Annotated in this window: 14 protein-coding genes and 1 other RNA gene; 10 read left to right on the top strand and 5 right to left on the bottom strand. The window is 62.0% G+C overall.

Features of this window, described 5'->3' with window-relative positions; all coding sequences use genetic code 11:
• Positions 1–196 precede the first annotated feature (196 nt).
• The 5 genes from ssrA to ompA all read right to left on the bottom strand — a co-directional run bounded on the left by ssrA (position 197) and on the right by ompA (position 6,595).
• Positions 197–577, bottom strand: a transfer-messenger RNA (tmRNA) gene (ssrA, locus tag HNO82_RS14365).
• A gap of 173 nt (positions 578–750) precedes the next feature.
• Entirely contained in the window at positions 751–4,152 is a 3,402-nt protein-coding gene (locus HNO82_RS14360) for a DUF748 domain-containing protein (protein WP_175344187.1), read from the bottom strand.
• Positions 4,153–4,346: 194 nt separating this feature from the next.
• Positions 4,347–5,003 carry an HAD family hydrolase gene (locus tag HNO82_RS14355; protein ID WP_008331563.1) on the bottom strand — a complete coding sequence of 219 codons (657 nt, stop codon included), beginning with the start codon at positions 5,001–5,003 and terminating at the stop codon, positions 4,347–4,349.
• A gap of 94 nt (positions 5,004–5,097) precedes the next feature.
• Positions 5,098–5,814, bottom strand: a complete 717-nt coding sequence (gene ubiG / locus HNO82_RS14350) for a bifunctional 2-polyprenyl-6-hydroxyphenol methylase/3-demethylubiquinol 3-O-methyltransferase UbiG (RefSeq protein WP_175344186.1) — start codon at positions 5,812–5,814, stop codon at positions 5,098–5,100.
• Between the two features lie 169 nt (positions 5,815–5,983).
• Entirely contained in the window at positions 5,984–6,595 is a 612-nt protein-coding gene (gene ompA, locus HNO82_RS14345; RefSeq protein WP_008331561.1) for an outer membrane protein OmpA, read from the bottom strand.
• 741 nt (positions 6,596–7,336) lie between these two features.
• On the opposite strand from ompA, the gene gyrA reads away from it, so the two are divergent.
• The 10 genes from gyrA (at position 7,337) to lapB (ending at position 19,516) form a co-directional block, all read left to right on the top strand.
• The gene (gene gyrA / locus HNO82_RS14340; protein WP_175344185.1) at positions 7,337–9,982 is read left to right on the top strand and encodes a DNA gyrase subunit A; all 2,646 of its coding nucleotides are present in this window, start codon (positions 7,337–7,339) and stop codon (positions 9,980–9,982) included.
• A gap of 58 nt (positions 9,983–10,040) precedes the next feature.
• On the top strand, positions 10,041–11,153 hold the full coding sequence (gene serC / locus HNO82_RS14335) for a 3-phosphoserine/phosphohydroxythreonine transaminase (protein WP_175344184.1): 1,113 nt from the start codon (positions 10,041–10,043) through the stop codon (positions 11,151–11,153).
• Between the two features lie 128 nt (positions 11,154–11,281).
• Positions 11,282–12,355 carry a prephenate dehydratase gene (gene pheA, locus HNO82_RS14330; RefSeq protein WP_175344183.1) on the top strand — a complete coding sequence of 358 codons (1,074 nt, stop codon included), beginning with the start codon at positions 11,282–11,284 and terminating at the stop codon, positions 12,353–12,355.
• Positions 12,356–12,394: 39 nt separating this feature from the next.
• A complete protein-coding gene (locus HNO82_RS14325; protein ID WP_175344182.1) occupies positions 12,395–13,282 on the top strand; it encodes a prephenate dehydrogenase in 888 nt (295 codons plus the stop codon).
• Positions 13,283–13,362: 80 nt separating this feature from the next.
• Complete coding sequence (gene aroA, locus HNO82_RS14320; protein WP_008331554.1) at positions 13,363–14,694, top strand: 3-phosphoshikimate 1-carboxyvinyltransferase; 1,332 nt, start codon at positions 13,363–13,365, stop codon at positions 14,692–14,694.
• Positions 14,695–14,751: 57 nt separating this feature from the next.
• Entirely contained in the window at positions 14,752–15,420 is a 669-nt protein-coding gene (gene cmk / locus HNO82_RS14315; RefSeq protein WP_175344181.1) for a (d)CMP kinase, read from the top strand.
• Positions 15,421–15,636: 216 nt separating this feature from the next.
• Positions 15,637–17,352, top strand: coding sequence for a 30S ribosomal protein S1 (gene rpsA, locus HNO82_RS14310; RefSeq protein WP_008331552.1), 1,716 nt, complete (start codon positions 15,637–15,639; stop codon positions 17,350–17,352).
• 13 nt (positions 17,353–17,365) lie between these two features.
• Entirely contained in the window at positions 17,366–17,671 is a 306-nt protein-coding gene (locus tag HNO82_RS14305) for an integration host factor subunit beta (protein ID WP_006462119.1), read from the top strand.
• Between the two features lie 326 nt (positions 17,672–17,997).
• Positions 17,998–18,324 carry a LapA family protein gene (locus HNO82_RS14300; protein WP_008331551.1) on the top strand — a complete coding sequence of 109 codons (327 nt, stop codon included), beginning with the start codon at positions 17,998–18,000 and terminating at the stop codon, positions 18,322–18,324.
• Between the two features lie 16 nt (positions 18,325–18,340).
• A complete protein-coding gene (gene lapB / locus HNO82_RS14295; protein WP_008331550.1) occupies positions 18,341–19,516 on the top strand; it encodes a lipopolysaccharide assembly protein LapB in 1,176 nt (391 codons plus the stop codon).
• Position 19,517 lies beyond the last annotated feature (1 nt).

Here is a 19,517-nt window from a genome sequence, read left to right as displayed (position 1 = left end):
GTTTAGGGTCGGAGGGAGAGAGTCAATTCTGCGAGCAAATCAACAGCAGGAGAGAAAAATGGCCTGGAGAAAGTCAGAACGGTTTTTTTCTGGCAACCCAGCCCAACCACCAAGTCGCGGGAATCCGCGTCAACCCTCGCAGACCCGCCAGGGGCAACAAAAATGCCCGACTGCATACACAGTCGGGCATTGGTATTGGTGGAGCCGGCGGGAATTGAACCCGCGTCCAGAAGCACTCTACAGACAGTTCTACATGCGTAGTGCAGTCAATTGGTTTTGATCCTGCCGACGCGGACGCACACGCTTCGACAGGACGAGTTACCTTGGATTTAATGACGTATGAAGTAACCCCATACGCCACGATTCCCTGTAAATGACTCTACCGCTGTTGCCAGCACACCCCAGGGAAGAAGTGCTGTAGAGCTAGAAGTTTCTTAGGTTTCTAGGTGCGATTTACGCTGCGAGAGCGTAAGATTCGTCGTTTGCATTTAAGCAGTTCCGGATGGATTAACGAGGTAACCAGTCCTCGGCATGCCCTGTTCCGCTTTGCAACCCCTGTCGAAACCAAGTCGGCCCCGTGGTGTTGAAGCTTCGCAAATCCCGCTGGGCGCGTGAACTTGCGTATTACGCTGGCCCCTCGCAGCGTTTCCTGAAGAGGCCCCCGCTTTGGCAGCGGGAGGCTGATTATAACCTACTCCCTACTGTATGGGCAGCGTGCGGCTTTTCAAGGCCCGCCTGCGCAGCCTTTGCTCACTGTATCGTCAGATCGACCCGTGCCTTGGGCTCCTTGTCCGGGATGCCGGCGCCGTCCAGCTTGGGGGCAATCAGGAAGATGCGCGCAGGTTCGATCACGCTCTGCTCCTGTAAATAGTTTCGCACCTGGTCCGCCCGGCGCTGCGCCAGCTTGCGCAAGTCATCCTGGGTCACTTCGGTGTGTTCCAGGATCATCTTCTCCATCTCGGCTTCGGGCAGGCTCTTGAGCAATCCGATCATGTTGCGCGGCTTGTCGAACTTGCTGTCCTTGTAGACGCGCTCCAGGTACTTGGCACGCTCGGCCGCACTGATGCGCACCGGGCCGGACGGCTGTCCTTCCCTGGCGATCAGGTCGGCCCGCTTGAGATTGCGCATCGCACGTTCCAGCGCTTCACGCCGCAGACCCTGGTCATCGACCTTGGGATCGACACGACCCGTGATGTCGAGCTTGATGCCGGGGCGCTCATGCAGAACATAGCCCAGTGCATCGAGCTTCTTGCGCACTTCGTCGGTGACTTCCGAGGAGCCGGGCGAGAACTCGATGTAGCGCAGTTCGCCAATGTGCTCGTCAGCACGGAACATCGAACCGATCAGCGCGAAGGGCGAGGTGACGGCCTTGACGATCAGGTTCACGAACACCCGCACGATGATGCCGCCCACCGAAAACTGCGGGTCCGACAGCGAGCCCGAAATCGGCAGGTTCAGGTTGATGTTGCCATCGCGATCCTTGAGCAAGGACACCGCCAGCATCACCGGCAGGCTGGTGGCATCCGGACTGTCGACCCGCTCGCCGAAGCTCAGCTGCTCGATGCGCAGATCGTTCTGCGCGACCAGCTTGTCGTTCTCGATCGTGTAATGCACATCCATCGAGAGCTTGCCCTTGGTGATCGGATAGCCGGCGTACTTGGCCGAGTAGGGCGTCAGGCGCGGCAGTTGCACGCCGTTGGCACTGGCCTTGAGATCCAGGTACATGGGCTTGAAGAGCGGATTGAGCGAGCCAGAAATCTGCAGCGGGGCATCGTTGTCGATCTTGCCGGTGATGTTCACCGGTGCCGGCTGCGGCTTGTCCGAGGCGATCTGGCCGATGCTGCCGGCCAGTCCGGTCATGTTGGCAGTGTAGTTGGGTTTGACGAAGTTGTCGGTGTAGTTGATGTTGCCGCCGTCCAGCACCACCTGGCCGATCCGCACCAGCGGCGCATCCGCCGACGCGGCGGCGGTGACAGGGGTGGCGGAGGTAGTCTTGCGCGTGCTTGCAGTACCGGACGGTGTGTCGTCCTTGCCAGCCTTCTTGCTGTCATCGGTGATCGAACCCTGTTCCCGGGCGTCGGCCACCACGATGTCCTGCAGGTTCAGGCGACCTTTTTCGGAGAGGATGGCGCGCGCGTAGAAGTTGGACAGCCTTGCCTTCTCCAGCCTCACCTGCGTACGCCCGCCCAGCCGGGCCTCGATACCGGCCAGTTCCAGCGTGCGCCAGCGCAGGAAGTCGGTGGAGGTCAGCTTGTCCTGCATGCGCAGGTTGGTGATGGCGGCGCTGCCCTTGTAGTCCAGTGCCAGCTTGCGATCCTCCAGCGGCGGCGTCACTTCCAGCTTGCCCCGGACACTGGCCAGGCCGCTGCTGATGGAGACATTGAGTACATCGCTGAAATAGTGCTGGAAGGGCGTAATGGGCAGGTCCTTGATCTCCAGTTCCAGTGCCACGTGCTTGAAATGCGCGGCGGCCTGGCCGGTCAGTTCGACGCTACCGGTCTTCTCAAAGCGTGCCTGCAGCTTGAAGGGAATCGCCTGGTCCAGCGTATCGGTCAGCCTGGGCGCCTGCAGCGACAGCGATTGCAGAGCCAGTGGCTGCGCCCCCTTGCCGGGAGGAGTCAGGCGCAGGTCGGCCAACTGCACCTTGCTGTCGTCGAGCCGCAGATGGCCATGCTGCAGTTGCAGCGTGGTCTGGCCGGAGAGCCGGCCCGCCAGTCCACTGATGGGCGCACGGGCAAGGTAATTACGGTAGCCCGCCAGGTCGATGTTCTCCAGCGTGATCTTGCCGGCAACGCTGGCCGTCATGGCCTGGACCTGGCCATCGAAGGCCAGCTTGCCACGGCCGTTCTCGACGGCGGACAGCGTCAAGCGGGCCGGCTTGGCATCGGCAGCGGTGGAAAGTTGGGTGGCGTTGATATCGATCTTGCTCAGCTTGATCGCCTGAGCCGGCGAGGCATTGGCTTCATCGCGCCAGTTGACTTCGCCATCCTGCACGGTCAGTTGCTGCAGCACGATGGAGGAAGCCGGCTGCTTCGCAGTGGCGGCGGGAGAAGAGGCGCTCGCTTGTCTGGAGGTGCTGCGGGCACCGGTCTGGCCACCTGCCAGCGCACGCTGCCAGTTGATCTCGCCGCGCGCGTTCATGCCGGCCCAGACCTGCGCTTGCTCCAGCGTGAGCTGGCTCAGTTCACCACTGGCGGCCAGGACGTCGAACTGCTTTATCTGCAGCGCCAGCGACTTGGCCTTGAACAGGGGCGCATGCGCCTTGTCCTGTAGAGAAAGGTCCTCCATCCGGACCTCGCCGGCCAGTGTGACGGTCGGCTTGTCATCCTTGCGGGTGAAGCCCAGGTCCAGCCGGGTACTGAGCTTGGCGCTCTGGATCAGCACCGGCAATTCGGCGGGAACGAATGGCAGGTAGCTCACCAGGTCCAGCCGGTCGATGTCGATGGCGAAGGTCGATTCCTGCGTCGAGGTGAAGGGTTTGCTGCGACCCTTCAGGTGCAGCGGGGTGCCATTGACGGTGGCCGACAATTGCGGCTGCACGAAGCTGTCGATGTTGCCGGGCAGGTTGGAGATGAAGGGCAGGCCCACTTGCAGCGCGGCGATGTCGATGTTCTTGCCACTGACCTTGTCCTCGAAGCGGATCTGCCCGTCCTGCAGTTGCACGTTGGCCAGCGAAAAGTGCGCCTGGCCTTCGCTCTTGGGTTGGGCCGCCAGGCGGTCGAGGATGTCGGAGAAGTTGTAGTGGCCAATGCCGTGCGCATCCACCCGCACCACGTGCAGTTGCGGCGTGCTCAGCCTGATTTCGTCCAGCACCGGCGCCATGCGCAGCAGCGAGGCGGCGGACAGGTCGGCCAGCAAGCCCTTGGCACTGAAGAAGGGCTGCTTGCCATCGGCTTCATAGAGCGTGATGTCCGAGGCGCGCAGCGCCAGCTTGAAGGGATTGAAGGCGATCTCGCCAATCTCCAGCCTGCGACCCAGTTGCACCTGCGTCTGGTCGACAGCGATCTTGCGCACCAGTGCGGGCAGGGCAGCCCAGCTCAGCGCGGCCAGGCCCAGCAGGACAACCAGCGTCCAGCCGACCCAGCGCAGCGGACGTCTCATCCGATGCCAGGCGGGATGCTGGGTGAGAGAGGCGCGGTCCGGCTTGCTCATGACGGTTTCCCTTGTCGGTGCCGGTCCGTGCTGGCGCCGTGTGTGCGCCGGTGGCCGGTTCTGGTTGTGATGGTAGGCGATGCTGCGGCGTGCGCCGGGGTTGTCGCCATTCTAATGCGAGGCGACATGGCACTGCTAGGAGGGAAAAGACGCGCCCAAGTTTCCGGGCGCGTCAGGCAAGACTGGCAGGGGAATCAGTCCAGCAGGGTGAGGATGTCCAGCGGTGCATGCAGCAGCGCGTCCGCTTGCCAGGCAGCGGGTTCGGTGTGCCCGCAATAGCCCCAGGCGGCGGCGATGGTGGGCATGTTGGCGGCACGGCCGGCCTGGATGTCGCGCAGGTCGTCGCCGACGTACCAGCAATCCTCGGGCGCCAGTCCCAGGCGCTTGGCGGCTTCCAGCAACGGTGCCGGGTGCGGCTTGGGATGCGGGGTGGTGTCGCCGGAGACGGTGCAGCCGGCATGGCCCAGGCCGATCTGCGGGGCCAGTACGTCGGTCAGGCGCGCGGCCTTGTTGGTGACGATGCCCCAGGCGATGCCGCGCGCTTCCAGTTGGCTCAGCAACTCCGGGATGCCATCGAAGAGACGGCTGTGGGTGCTCATGTTGGCCTGGTAGCGGTCCAGGAAAAGTACGCGCAAATCTTCATATTCCGCATCGCCCGGATGGATGCCCAGCGCTGCACCGATGAGTCCACGGGCACCGGCTGAGGCCACCGGGCGCAAACTTTCATAGGGGGCATTTTCCAGGCCACGTTGCTGGCGCAGGAAGTTGGCGGCGGCCGCCAGGTCGGGAGCGGTATCGGCAAGGGTGCCGTCGAGGTCAAACAGGATCGCGCGGGGAGGGCGGAGTGGCATGGGCGGTCAGAGTGGCAGAAAGAAAAGCGCCGCAGCCGATGGCTGCGGCGATGTGAGCACGACGAGAGCAGGCAGGCGGGGCGCGAACGCTCGCTCAGCCCAGTTTGGTACAGGCCACCAGGTAGTTCACGCTGGTGTCGTCGTTGAGCGAATAGATCTTGGTCAGCGGGTTGTAGCCCATGCCCTTGAAGCCGTCGATCTGCAGGCCGGCCTCGCGCGTGTAGTGCGCCAGCTCGGCCGGGGTGATGAATTTGGCGTAGTCATGCGTGCCCTTGGGCAGCAGGCGCAGCACGTATTCGGCACCGATGATGGCCATGACGTAAGACTTCATGTTGCGGTTCAGGGTGGAGAAGAACAGCTTGCCGCCCGGCTTGGCCAGGGTGGCCGCAGCACGCACGATGGCGGCCGGATCAGGTACGTGTTCCAGCATCTCCATGCAGGTCACCACGTCATACTGGCCGGCTTCGTGCGCGGCCATGTCTTCGGCGGCGATCTTCTCGTAGCGCACTTGTACGCCGGACTCCATGCTGTGCAGGTCGGCCACTTTCAGCGCCTTGTCGGAGAGGTCGATGCCGGTGACGTCGGCGCCTTTCCTGGCCATCGATTCGGCCAGGATGCCGCCGCCGCAGCCGATGTCGATCACCTTCTTGCCGGCCAGCGGTGCACGGGCGTTGATCCACTCCAGGCGCAGCGGGTTGATTTCGTGCAGGGGACGGAATTCGGAACCCGGGTCCCACCAGCGATGGGCCAGTTCACTGAATTTCTGGATCTCTTGGGGATCGGCGTTCATGGTCGCATTGGTCGTGTTCATGGGGCCTAATGATAGCCCAATCCGACGCTGCGGGTGGCCTGGGCCAGATCAACATCGGCCGCAATTGCGGGACAAGGCAGGGCTTGTCCGTACATGACGCGCAAACGCATCAGGAATAAAAAAACCCCGCCGAAGCGGGGTTTTCATGACTGCTTGTAGCGTCAATCGATTACTTGCGGGTACCCACAACTTCGATTTCCACGCGACGGTTCTTGGCGCGGCCAGCAGCGGTCTTGTTGTCAGCGACCGGTTGCGACTTGCCCTTGCCTTCGGTGTAGACACGGTTGGCTTCAACGCCCTTGGAAACCAGGTAAGCCTTGACGGATTCAGCACGACGAACCGACAGCTTCTGGTTGTAGGCGACGGAACCGATCGAGTCGGTGTGGCCGACGGCGATGATGACTTCCAGGTTGATGGCCTTCAGGTTGCCAACCAGTTCGTCCAGCTTGGCCTTGCCAGCCGGCTTCAGGGTTGCCTTGTCGAAATCGAAGAAGGCGTCAGCAGCGTAGGTGACTTTTTCCGAGGTCGGAGCAGCAGCCGGAGCGGGCTTCGGAGCAACAGCAGCGGCAACCGGAGCCGGTGCGGGCGGTTCTTCGCACGGACCGTTCACGTAAGCGGTTTGCCAGCACAGACCGTAACCGCTGCGGGTCACGACGTCACGGCCATCTTGCAGGTACAGGCTGCCGGGACGAACCTTGATGTCCTTGGTTTCCTGAGCGGTGGCAGACAGTGCGATGGCTGCGGACGCAGCAGCGAAGACGAGTTTTGCTAATTTGTTCATGTTTCTCCTCTCGGGTGAGATATCCGCAGATAAACTGCGCTACAAGATTACGACATCAAAAAATGAATAATATCATGTGTTCAGGTCGTCACCGGCCCTTGTTCCATGGGGCTAGTAATGAACTTAGCCGCCATTCTGCCACACGGATCGACCTTCAGCGATGCTTGCCAATTGGTCCAGACAACGTTTTTGGGACTGTGTTGTTTCTTCGCAACGCGATATTTTTGGCCCGTTTTTGTTCCTTTAAGGCAGAAAAAAGCCGGATTTTTTAGAGAAAATCCTTATTTTTCATACAGTTCGCGCATTTTCACTCGGGCAAGTAGTTGCCATTTTCTCCGCGGCATCGTGCCTCCCGGCGCGTGGGGTTTCTCCCGATGGCGTGCACCGGGAAAGTGAGTTTCGGAAAATTTCCCCAAATTGGCCATTTGACAGCAATCCACGGCGGAGAAGCATTCGATGCCGGGTGGCAATGCTGGTCGCTGAATTCGGGCGCTCTAATATATATAGGCGCTCGGCCCCCTGTTTGGTCGCTCTCAGGCGCTGGGAGGAGCTTTGCGGCGCATGCGGTGATGGTGGGCACCGGACCGGCTGCCATCGCGAAGCATGCCGTTGCCGGGGCGATGAGGGCCTTTGACGGGCTTTTGACCCTCCTGGCGTGCTAGAATGTGCTGTTCTGATCAGTCCAAGGGCCACGCCCGCCCGGCATGATTTTCTGGCCGGGAAACATCTTTCGACTCTCCAATGGATCAATTCGCTAAAGAAACCATCCCCATTTCCCTCGAAGAAGAGATGCGCAAGAGTTACCTCGATTACGCCATGAGCGTGATCGTGGGTCGGGCACTGCCGGATGTGCGCGATGGCTTGAAGCCGGTGCACCGCCGCGTGCTGTATGCGATGCACGAGATGAACAATGTCTGGAACCGCCCGTTCGTGAAGTGCGCGCGCGTGGTCGGTGAAGTCATGGGTAAATATCACCCGCACGGCGACGCCTCCATCTATGACACCCTGGTGCGCATGGCCCAGGACTTCTCGCTGCGCTACACCCTGGTCGATGGCCAGGGCAACTTCGGTTCCATCGACGGCGACGGTGCTGCCGCGATGCGTTATACCGAGTGCCGCCTGGACAAGATCTCCAACGAATTGCTGGCCGACATCGAGAAGGAAACCGTCGATTTCGTGCCCAACTACGACGGCAAGGAAAAGGAACCCTCGGTCCTGCCCACGCGTATTCCCAACCTGCTGGTCAATGGCTCCTCCGGCATCGCCGTGGGCATGGCCACCAACATCCCGCCGCACAACATCACCGAGGTGATCAACGGCGCGCTGCACCTGCTGGCCAACGAACACTGCACCATCGATGAACTGATCGAACTGGTGCCGGCGCCGGACTTCCCCACCGGCGGCATCATCTATGGCGTCTCGGGCGTGCGCGATGGCTATCGCACCGGCCGCGGTCGCGTGATCATGCGCGCCAAGACCCACTTCGAGGAATATGGCCGCGAAGGCCGCATCGCCATCATCGTCGATGAGCTGCCTTACCAGGTCAACAAGAAGGCGCTGCTCGAACGCATCGCCGAGCTGGTGCGCGACAAGAAGCTCGAAGGCATCTCCGACCTGCGCGACGAGTCCGACAAGTCGGGCATGCGCGTGGTCATCGAATTGAAGCGCGGTGAAGTGCCCGAGGTTGTGCTCAACAACCTCTACAAGCAGACCCAGCTGCAAGACACCTTCGGCATGAACATGGTGGCCCTGGTCGATGGTCAGCCGCGCCTGTTGAACCTGAAGCAGCTGCTGGAATGCTTCCTCTCGCATCGCCGCGAAGTGGTCACCCGCCGCACCGTGTTCGAACTGCGCAAGGCGCGCGAACGCGGCCACGTGCTCGAAGGCCTGGCTGTTGCGCTGGCCAACATCGATGACTTCATCGCCATCATCCGCGCCGCACCGACCCCGCCGATCGCCAAGGCCGAACTGATGAACCGCGCCTGGGATTCGTCCATGGTGCGCGAGATGCTGGCCCGCACCGGCGAAGGCAACCCGGGCGGCATCGAAGCCTTCCGTCCGGAAAGCCTGCCGGCCCATTACGGCATCCAGTCCGATGGTCTCTACAAGCTCTCCGACGAACAGGCCCAGGAAATCCTGCAGATGCGTCTGCAACGCCTGACCGGTCTGGAGCAGGACAAGATCGTCAATGAATACAAGGACGTGATGGCGCAGATCGCCGACCTGCTGGATATCCTCTCCAAGCCGGCCCGCGTCACCGCCATCATCACCGACGAACTCAACGCCGCCCGCAACGACTACGGCATCGGCGCCAAGGACGAGCGCCGCTCCACCATCGAGCACAACGCCACCGACCTGGCTACCGAAGACCTGATCACGCCGCAGGACATGGTGGTCACGCTGTCGCACACCGGTTACATGAAGTCGCAGCCGGTTTCTGAATACCGCGCGCAAAAGCGCGGCGGTCGCGGCAAGCAGGCCATGGCCACCAAGGATGACGACTGGATCGACCAGCTCTTCATCGCCAATACGCACGACTACATCCTGTGCTTCTCCAACCGGGGCCGCCTGTACTGGCTGAAGGTCTGGGAAGTGCCGCAGGGGTCGCGCAATTCGCGTGGCAAGCCCATCGTCAACATGTTCCCGCTGCAGGATGGCGAGAAGATCACGGTGATCCTGCCGGTGTCGGGCGCCAACCGCAGTTTCCCGGACGACCGCTACGTCTTCATGGCCACCAGCCTGGGCACGGTCAAGAAGACCCCGCTGTCGGACTTCTCCAATCCGCGCAAGGCCGGCATCATCGCGGTCGATCTGGATGAAGGCGACTTCCTGATTGGCGCTGCGTTGACCGATGGCGCGCATGACGTGATGCTGTTCTCGGACGGCGGCAAGGCCGTGCGCTTCGATGAAAACGACGTGCGTCCGATGGGCCGTACCGCCCGTGGCGTGCGCGGCATGAACCTGGAAGAAACCCAGCAGGTCATCGCCCTGCTGGTGGCCGAGAATGAACAGCAGTCCGTGCTCACTGCCACCGAAAACGGCTTCGGCAAGCGTACTCCGATCACCGAATACACCCGTCACGGTCGCGGCACCAAGGGCATGATCGCCATCCAGACCAGCGAGCGCAACGGCAAGGTCGTGGCCGCGACCCTGGTCGATTCCACCGATGAGATCATGCTGATCACCACCGGCGGTGTGCTGATCCGCACCCGTGTCTCGGAGATCCGCGAGATGGGCCGCGCGACCCAGGGCGTGACCCTGATTGCAGTGGAAGACGGCACCAAGCTGTCCGGCCTGCAGCGCGTGGTCGAGTCCGATGTGGAAGACGCGATCGAGAGCGAAGGTACCGAGGCTGCCGGCGGCGAAACACCTGCCGCTGGCGAGTAAAGCAAGTTCAAGGCGGTGGGCCAAGCGCCTGCCGCCTTTTTTGATGGCGAACGCAGACATGGTCTATAACTTTTCCGCCGGTCCGGCGGTATTGCCCAAGGAAGTGCTGCAACAGGCAGCCGACGAGATGCTGGACTGGCATGGCAGTGGCATGTCGGTCATGGAGATGAGCCATCGCGGCAAGGAATACATGTCCATCATCGAAGCCGCGCTGGCTGACGTGCGCGCGCTGATGAACATTCCTTCCAACTACAAGGTGCTGTTCCTGCAAGGCGGGGCCATTGCCGAGAACGCCATCATCCCGATGAACCTGGCGGCGCTGCGTTCGCCGGCGGGCAAGCATGAGGCCGGTGTGGCCGATTACATCAACACCGGTTCCTGGTCGACCAAGTCGATCAAGGAAGCGGGGCGTTACTGCACGGTGAACGTGGCAGCCTCCTCGGCCGACCGCAAGTTCTCCAGCATCCCGGCACGTGCCGACTGGAAGCTCTCGCGCAATGCCGCCTACGTGCACATCTGCAGCAACGAGACCATCGACGGCGTCGAATACCAGTACACGCCCGAGGTCGCGGCCGATACCGACGGTGCACCTCTGGTGGCGGACATGTCCTCGCACATCCTCTCGCGCGAGGTGGATGTGTCCAAATACGGCGTCATCTATGGTGGCGCGCAGAAGAACATCGGCCCGGCTGGCGTGACCATCGTCATCGTGCGCGAAGACCTGCTGGGTCACGCGCTGCCGTTCTGTCCCTCGGCCTTCGACTGGAAGATCGTGGCCGACAACGATTCCATGTACAACACCCCGCCGACCTACGCGATCTACATCGCCGGTCTGGTGTTCCAGTGGATCAAGCGCCAGGGTGGCGTGGCCGCGCTGGAAGCGCGCAACATCGCCAAGGCCGGGCTGCTCTACGGCTACCTGGACAGCACCGATTTCTACAGCAACCGGATCGCAGCGGACTGCCGTTCCCGCATGAACGTGCCGTTCTTCCTGCGCGACGAGTCGCTCAATGACACCTTCCTGGCCGGCGCCAAAGAGCGCGGCCTGCTGCAGCTGAAAGGCCACAAGTCGGTCGGCGGCATGCGTGCATCGATCTACAACGCGATGCCGATCGAGGGCGTACAGGCTCTCGTCGATTATCTGAAAGACTTCGAACAGCAGCACGGTTGAGGCCGCATCTGGCCGGGCGCAGCGCCCGCGCAGTGCAGGCCGTGGCCGTGCGCCAAGCCAACGCCATGCCCGGTGCGCCGCCGGCCGCTCGTAGCGCCCGCGCGCCGTGCAACACCTGAAAGAGCAAGATGAGTGACGACAAGTTGCTACCCCTGCGCCAGAAGATCGATGCCATCGATGCGCAGATCCTCGACCTGCTGAACCAGCGCGCCCGCGTCGCGCAGGAAGTGGGCCACGTCAAGGCCGAGACCAATGCCCCCGTGTTTCGCCCCGAGCGCGAAGCTCAGGTGCTGCGCCGCGCCGCCGACCGCAATCCCGGCCCCTTGCTGGGCACCGATATCCAGACCATCTTCCGTGAAGTGATGTCGGCCTGCCGCGCGCTGGAAAAGCGTGTGGTGGTGGCTTACCTCGGCCCCGAAGGTACCTTCAGCGAACAGGCGGTGTACCAGCAGTTCGGTCACGCCATCGAAGGCTTGCCGTGTGTATCGATTGATGAAGTGTTCCGCGATGCCGAAGCCGGTACCGCCGATTTCGGCGTGGTACCCATCGAGAATTCCTCCGAAGGCGTGATCAACCGCACCCTCGACCTGCTGCTGCAGACCACGCTGACCATCAGCGGCGAAGTGGCGATCCCCGTGCATCACAGCCTGATGACCGCCAGCGGCAAGATGGAAGGCATCACCCGCATCTGCGCGCACTCGCAGGCCCTCGCCCAGTGCAATGCCTGGCTCAATATGAACTATCCTGCCATCGAGCGCCAGGCGGTGGCCTCCAACGCCGAGGCCGCGCGCATGGCAGGTGAAGATAAAAGCGTGGCGGCCATTGCCGGCGAAATCGCCGGCCAGAAGTACAACCTGCAGACGGTCAATGCCCATATCCAGGATGACCCGCACAATCGCACCCGCTTTGCGGTGATCGGCCGTTTGCGCACGGCACCGTCGGGCCGCGACCAGACTTCCATCGTGCTGTCGGTGCCCAACAAGGCCGGTGCGGTCTACAACCTGCTGGCGCCGCTGGCGCGGCATGGCGTGTCGATGACGCGCTTCGAATCGCGCCCGGCCCGCATGGGCGCGTGGGAATATTATTTCTACGTCGACCTCGAAGGCCACGAGCAGGATGAGAAGGTTGCCAAGGCGCTCGAAGAGCTGCGCCAGAACGCCGCCTTCTTCAAGCTGCTGGGCTCCTATCCGCTGGGCCTGTGAGCGCCTGCCGTCCCGCCATTCTTCAAGGCTGAGTTCAACGTGTTCAAGAAAGTCGTCATCTTCGGTGTGGGCCTGATCGGCGGCTCGTTCGCCCTGGCGCTGCGCCGCGCCGGCCAGGCCGCGCACATCGTCGGCGTGGGCCGCTCGCTGGCCAGCCTGGAGCGCGCGCGCGCGCTGGGCATCATCGATGCCATCGCCACCGATGCGGCTGCCGCCGTCGCCGGCGCCGACCTGATCCTGGTGGCCGCGCCGGTGGCGCAGACCGAAGCCATCCTCGCTTCCATCAAGCCGCACCTGGATGCCCGGGCCATCGTCACCGACGCCGGCAGTACCAAGAGCGATGTGGTGGCGGCCGCCCGCAAGGCGCTGGGGGAGCGCATTGCGCAGTTCGTTCCGGCGCATCCGATTGCGGGCCGTGAAAAACATGGTCCGGAAGCCGCGCTGGCCGAACTGTATGAAGGCAAGAAGGTGGTCATCACCGCCTTGCCCGAGAACAGCGCGGCCGATGTCGAGACCGTGGCCGCTGCCTGGCGGGCCTGCGGCGCGATCATCCATCGCCTCTCGCCGCAGGAACATGATGCGGTCTTTGCTTCGGTGAGCCACCTGCCGCACGTGCTGGCCTTTGCGCTGGTGGACGACATTGCCGCCAAGCCGCATGCCGAGACCTTGTTCCAGTATGCCGCCAGCGGCTTCCGCGATTTCACCCGTATCGCCGCCTCCTCGCCCGAGATGTGGCGTGACATCACGCTGGCCAACCGTGATGCCTTGCTCACCGAGGTCGATGCCTATCTGGCGCAGTTGCAGGGCATTCGCGCGATGATTGCCGACAGCGATGGCGCGGGCCTCGAAAAGATCTACGCCAGCGCCCAGCATGCCCGCCAGCAATGGGCGGCAGCCATCGAAGCGGCCGAGCGCAAGGCCAACTGAACATTCTTTCCCGGTCACATCGTCAAGGCCGCCTGGCGGCCCGAACTCACCACCGAATCATCCACAGAAAAGCAAGCCAGATGAAACAGCCTTCCTACCCCCGCCATATCGACCTGAACCCGGTCCCGCACGTGCAAGGTACCGTCAAGCTGCCGGGCTCCAAGAGCATCTCCAACCGCATCCTGCTGCTGGCGGCGCTCTCGGGCGGTACCACCCGCATCTTTGACCTGCTGGCTTCCGACGATACCCTGGTCATGCTCATGGCCCTGCAGACCCTGGGCGTGAAGTGGGAGCAGATCGAAGGGACCCAGGATTACATCGTCCATGGCGTCAACGGCATGCTGCCGGTGCACCAGGCTGATCTCTTCATGGGCAATGCCGGTACCGCCATCCGTCCGCTCACCGCAGCCCTGGCCGTGCTGGGCGGCGACTACACGCTGCATGGCGTGCCGCGCATGCACGAGCGTCCGATTGGCGACCTGGTGGATGCCCTGAATGCCGTCGGCATGCGTATCGAGTACACCGGCAATCCCGGCTATCCACCCCTGCACATCCGTCGTGGCCAGCTCGCGTCCTCGCGCATGAAGGTGCGCGGCAATGTCTCCAGCCAGTTCCTGACGGCATTGCTGATGGCGGCTCCTCTGATGGCACGTGAAGAGGCCATGCAGGTCGAGGTGGTGGGTGAGCTCATCTCCAAGCCCTACATCGAGATCACCCTGAACCTGATGCGCCGCTTCGGTGTGGAAGTCGAACGGGACGGCTGGCAGCAGTTCACCATCAAGGCGGGCCAGCATTACCGCAGCCCTGGCAGCATCCATGTCGAGGGCGATGCGTCCTCGGCCTCCTACTTCCTGGCGGCCGGTGCCATCACCGGCGGCCCGATCCGGGTCGAGGGCGTGGGTCGCGACAGCATCCAGGGCGACGTGCGCTTCGTCGAAGCGCTGGAGCAGATGGGTGCCACCATCACCATGGGCGAGAACTGGATCGAAGCCTCCTCCAACGGCCCGCTCAAGGCCATCGATGCCGACTTCAACCATATTCCCGACGCGGCGATGACCATCGCCGTGGCCGCGCTCTATGCCGACGGTCCCAGCACCCTGCGCAACATCGCCAGCTGGCGCGTCAAGGAAACCGACCGCCTGGCGGCCATGGCGACCGAATTGCGCAAGCTGGGCGCGCAGGTGGAAGAGGGCGCCGACTACCTGACGGTGACGCCTCCGGCCGAGATCGGTACGGCCGCCATCGATACCTACGATGACCACCGCATGGCCATGTGCTTCTCGCTGGCGGCGCTGGATGGTGCATTGCGGCGTGGCAACCGTATCCGTATCAACGATCCCAAGTGCGTGGCCAAGACCTTCCCGGATTACTTCGACGTCTTCAAAAAGATTGCCGAACAAACCTTGATCTGATAAACCCTGTATTTGATGCAATTACGCTAAATTATTCACAGATAAAGGGATCAGGCCATGGAAAAAGCAAAGATACCGGTCATCACCATCGATGGCCCGACCGCCTCCGGCAAGGGCACCGTGGCGCAGAAGGTGGCCCGGGAACTGGGCTTCCATTACCTGGATTCGGGCGCGCTGTACCGCCTGACGGCACTGTCCGTGTTGCGTCGCGGCATCGCGCTGGACGATGAACATGCCCTGGCCAAGGCTGCCGAACACCTGCACTGCCACTTCGATGGAGCCCATATCTTCCTGGCCAATGAAGACGTGACCCAGGCTATCCGCGCCGAGGAGGTCGGCAATACCGCCTCCAAGATCGCCGCGCTGATCTCGGTTCGCCAGGCCCTGTACGGACTTCAGTTGTCATTCAGGAAACCTCCGGGCCTGGTGGCCGATGGCCGTGACATGGGTACCGTCATCTTCCCCGCTGCCCGCTTGAAGGTATTTTTGACTGCCAGTGTGGAAGCACGCGCCACAAGGCGCTATAAGCAATTGATTGACAAGGGTTTTTCTGCTAATATCGAAGACCTCTCCAGAGATTTGAAGGAGCGCGACGAACGCGACATGAACCGCTCGTCGGCCCCCTTGAAGGCTGCGGAGGGTGCATATCACCTGGATACATCCGACATGACCGCTGACGAAGCGGTGCAGCAGGTACTCAGCTGGTACGCTGCCCTGGGGCACTGAAGACCGTTTCAATCTGCTTGAAATGGCGCATTCGGATCCCATCATGGGCAAGTCCTTGTTGTACCCGTAGTGCCATTGGTGCCCGGCAGATGCAAAGTCTGACGGGTGTTGATAAACCTAACCCAGTACCCATGTCGTCGGCGGCAACGAAGACGGCAGTGCAAGTCAGCCTGATTGCATCACACGGATACCGGCCAATCTTTCTTACTTTCTTTTATGTCTACCACTACCGTTATCGCTGCAGGTGTTGATACCTCCAGCGAATTTGCTGCTCTGTTCGAAGAATCGCTGTCGCGTCAGGACATGCGTTCGGGTGAAGTCATCTCGGCAGAAGTCGTGCGCCTGGATCACAACTTCGTGATCGTCAACGCCGGCCTGAAGTCCGAAGCCTTCATCCCTGTTGAAGAATTCAAGAACGACAACGGCGAAGTCGAAGTCAACGTCGGCGACTTCATCTCCGTTGCGATCGAATCCCTGGAAAACGGTTTCGGCGACACCATCCTGTCGCGCGACAAGGCCAAGCGTCTGGCATCGTGGCTCTCGCTGGAAAAGGCGATGGAGTCCGGCGAGATCGTCACCGGTACCGTCAATGGCAAGGTCAAGGGCGGCCTGACCGTTCTGACCAACGGCATCCGTGCCTTCCTGCCGGGTTCGCTGGTCGACACCCGTCCGGTCAAGGACACCACTCCGTTCGAAGGCAAGACCCTGGAATTCAAGGTCATCAAGCTGGACCGCAAGCGCAACAACGTCGTTCTGTCGCGCCGTGCCGTGATCGAAGCCTCGATGGGCGAAGAGCGCGCCAAGCTGATGGAAACCCTGAAGGAAGGCACCGTCGTCACCGGTATCGTCAAGAACATCACCGACTACGGTGCGTTCGTTGACCTGGGTGGCATCGACGGCCTGCTGCACATCACCGACCTGGCATGGCGTCGTGTGCGTCACCCGTCGGAAGTGCTGTCGGTTGGTCAAGAGATCACCGCCAAGGTCCTCAAGTACGATCAAGAGAAGAACCGCGTCTCCCTGGGCGTGAAGCAGCTGGGCGACGATCCGTGGACCGGCCTGTCGCGTCGTTACCCGCAAGGCACCCGCCTGTTCGGCAAGGTCACCAACCTGACCGACTACGGTGCATTCGTGGAAGTCGAACAAGGCATCGAAGGCCTGGTGCACGTCTCCGAAATGGACTGGACCAACAAGAACGTGGCCCCGAACAAGGTTGTCCAGCTGGGCGACGAAGTCGAAGTCATGGTTCTGGAAATCGACGAAGAGCGTCGTCGTATCTCCCTGGGCATGAAGCAGTGCAAGCCGAACCCGTGGGACGACTTCGCCATGAGCCACAAGAAGGGCGACAAGGTCAAGGGTTCGATCAAGTCGATCACCGACTTTGGCGTGTTCATCGGCCTGCCGGGCAACATCGACGGCCTGGTGCACCTGTCCGACCTGTCCTGGACCGAAGCTGGCGAAGAAGCCGTGCGCAAGTTCAAGAAGGGCGACGAGCTGGAAGCCGTTGTGCTGGCCATCGACGTGGAACGCGAGCGCGTCTCCCTGGGCGTGAAGCAACTGGAAGGCGACCCGTTCAACAACTTCGCTGCCCTGAACGACAAGGGTGCGATCGTGACCGGTACCGTCAAGTCGGTTGAGCCCAAGGGCGCCGTGATCCAGCTGACCGACGAAGTCGAAGGTTACCTGCGCGCTTCCGAAATCTCCCGCGACCGCGTGGAAGATGCCGGTACCCACCTGAAGGTGGGCGACGCCGTCGAAGCCCTGGTCATCAACATCGACCGCAAGGCACGCAGCATCCAGCTGTCGATCAAGGCCAAGGACAACGCCGAGACCCAGGAAGCCATGCAGAAGATGTCGGCTGACTCCAACGCTGCTTCGGGCACCACCAGCCTGGGCGCGCTGCTCAAGGCCAAGCTCGACAACAAGAACTGATCTTCCGGTCACGATGACAAAGTCGGAGCTGATCGCCCGTCTGGCTGAGCGTTATCCGCAACTTGTTGCCAAGGATGCGGATTACGCGGTCAAAACCATCCTCGATGCCATGGTCGACGCTCTCGCGACCGGCCAGCGCATCGAGATCCGTGGTTTTGGCAGCTTCGCGCTCAACCGTCGTCCGCCGCGTATCGGCCGCAATCCCAAGTCTGGTGACAAGGTGATGGTCCCTGAAAAACGGGTTCCCCACTTCAAGCCGGGCAAGGAATTGCGCGAACGCGTCGATGCGATGGTCGGCCAGCCAATCCGCGAGGATTGACCCGGCTGAGCCTGTGACCAGACAGTTCTTGCCGGGCGCAAATGAAGTTTTCTGCGCCCGCGAGCAGTAATAATCGTTGAATGCTGCACATTCGGACATCGCCAGGTGAACGGGTGTAAAGGCAGATCAACAAAATGAACGGCATCTTTGGATGCCGTTTTTTTTCACGTACAATCCCGATCTACCCCGGATTGACCGGGAATGCGCGCGAAACAGGCGCGATTTTTCCGTCCAGCGCAATAATGCTGCAGACCGGCACCGCTTACCGGCGAGCCTGGCCTGCCTGCCTTCGGGCAATATCACGACCCGCCAGAAAGGATTACGCCATGAAAATACTGTCCCGATTGATCGCGGCCATCCTGTTCGTGTTCTTCTTCTTCTTTGCGCTGCGCAATACCCAGGAAGTGACCATGCACTTCTTCCTCGGCTATGAACGTACCGACCCGCTGGTGCTGGTGCTGCTGGCCTTCTTCGTGATCGGCGCCGTCCTGGGCGTGCTGGCCATGGCACCGCTGGTGCTGCGCCACCGCCGCGAAGCCACGCGCTACAAGAAGGCGCTGTCGCAAGTTCAGAAGCAACAGGAAGAAATCGCCCAGGTGCAGGCCCAGCCGCCGCAACCTGACAGCGTCATCACTGCGCAGCACATCCTCTAATTGTCTTTCACTATTTATGGAATTTGAATTTTGGTGGTTGCTCGGCATCCCGGTCTTCTTCGGCCTGGGGTGGATTGCTGCGCGGGTGGATATCAACCAGTTGCTCTCCGAGTCGCGTACTCTGCCGCGCGGCTATTTCAAGGGACTCAATTTTCTCCTCAACGAGCAGCCCGACAAGGCCATCGATGCCTTCATCGAGATCGTCAAGCTGGACCCTGAAACGGTGGAATTGCACTTCGCCCTGGGCAATCTGTTCCGCCGCCGTGGCGAGACCGAGCGCGCCATCCGTGTGCACCAGAACCTGCTGGCGCGTCCCGACCTGCCGGCCGAGCATCATGGCCATGCCCTCTACGAGCTGGGCCAGGATTACCTGAAGGCGGGTCTGCTGGACCGTGCTGAAGAAACCTTCAACAAGCTCATCGACACTCCCTACAGCGCCCAGGCCGGACGCGCCCTGCTGGAAATCTACCAGCGCGAGAAGGAATGGGAGCGTGCCATCTCCGCTGCCGAGATCCTGCAGGCCACCGGCGCCGGTGGCCGCCAGCGCGAGATTGCCCAGTTCTACTGCGAACTGGCTGCCGACGAACTGGTGCGCACCAATACCGAGGCGGCCATGGCCTTGCTGGACAAGGCCCTGGCCGCCGACCGCAAGAGCGTGCGCGCCACCATGCTCATGGGCGACGCGTTGCGCGCGCGCGGCGATATCGAAGGTGCGCTGGAAACCTGGCGCCGCGTCGAGCACCAGAGCGTGCCGCACACCGCCCTGGTGGCACAGCGCCTCATGGATGGCTACATTGCCGTGGGCCGTCCGCAGGAGGGCATCAACCTGTTGCGCGCCTACCTGGCCGAAGCGCCCTCGATCGACCTGCTGGAAGTGGTCTTCAAGGCCGTGCTGGATGCCGATGGTGTCGACGCGGCCAATGTGCTGGTGAGTGAAGAATTACGCCGCACCCCGACGCTGCTGGGCCTGGACAAGTTCCTGGAAGCGCGCATGATGAGTGCGCCCCAGACTGTGCGTCCCGAGCTGGCCGTGGTCAAGACCCTGGTGCACGGTTACACCCAGAAGCTGGCGCGCTACCAGTGCAGTCACTGCGGCTTCAAGGCGCGTCAGTTCTACTGGCAATGCCCGGGTTGCAGCCAGTGGGAGACCTATCCGCCGCGCCGCACTGAAGAATTGAATGTCATGAATTGAG

The sequence above is a fragment of the Herbaspirillum sp. C9C3 genome (assembly GCF_013359625.1).
Taxonomy (GTDB): Bacteria; Pseudomonadota; Gammaproteobacteria; order Burkholderiales; family Burkholderiaceae_D; genus Herbaspirillum.
The sequence above is the reverse complement of the archived record's forward strand: the minus strand, read 5'-3'. Positions and strand labels throughout refer to the sequence as shown.

What these genes read in the sequence shown, in the direction of transcription:
- HNO82_RS14360 (WP_175344187.1), bottom strand. Translation starts at nt 4,152, where the DNA reads ATGAGCAAGCCGGACCGCGCCTCTCTCACCCAGCATCCCGCCTGGCAT.
- HNO82_RS14355 (WP_008331563.1), bottom strand. Translation starts at nt 5,003, where the DNA reads ATGCCACTCCGCCCTCCCCGCGCGATCCTGTTTGACCTCGACGGCACC.
- ubiG (WP_175344186.1), bottom strand. Translation starts at nt 5,814, where the DNA reads ATGAACACGACCAATGCGACCATGAACGCCGATCCCCAAGAGATCCAG.
- ompA (WP_008331561.1), bottom strand. Translation starts at nt 6,595, where the DNA reads ATGAACAAATTAGCAAAACTCGTCTTCGCTGCTGCGTCCGCAGCCATC.
- gyrA (WP_175344185.1), top strand. Translation starts at nt 7,337, where the DNA reads ATGGATCAATTCGCTAAAGAAACCATCCCCATTTCCCTCGAAGAAGAG.
- serC (WP_175344184.1), top strand. Translation starts at nt 10,041, where the DNA reads ATGGTCTATAACTTTTCCGCCGGTCCGGCGGTATTGCCCAAGGAAGTG.
- pheA (WP_175344183.1), top strand. Translation starts at nt 11,282, where the DNA reads ATGAGTGACGACAAGTTGCTACCCCTGCGCCAGAAGATCGATGCCATC.
- aroA (WP_008331554.1), top strand. Translation starts at nt 13,363, where the DNA reads ATGAAACAGCCTTCCTACCCCCGCCATATCGACCTGAACCCGGTCCCG.
- cmk (WP_175344181.1), top strand. Translation starts at nt 14,752, where the DNA reads ATGGAAAAAGCAAAGATACCGGTCATCACCATCGATGGCCCGACCGCC.
- rpsA (WP_008331552.1), top strand. Translation starts at nt 15,637, where the DNA reads ATGTCTACCACTACCGTTATCGCTGCAGGTGTTGATACCTCCAGCGAA.
- HNO82_RS14305 (WP_006462119.1), top strand. Translation starts at nt 17,366, where the DNA reads ATGACAAAGTCGGAGCTGATCGCCCGTCTGGCTGAGCGTTATCCGCAA.
- HNO82_RS14300 (WP_008331551.1), top strand. Translation starts at nt 17,998, where the DNA reads ATGAAAATACTGTCCCGATTGATCGCGGCCATCCTGTTCGTGTTCTTC.
- lapB (WP_008331550.1), top strand. Translation starts at nt 18,341, where the DNA reads ATGGAATTTGAATTTTGGTGGTTGCTCGGCATCCCGGTCTTCTTCGGC.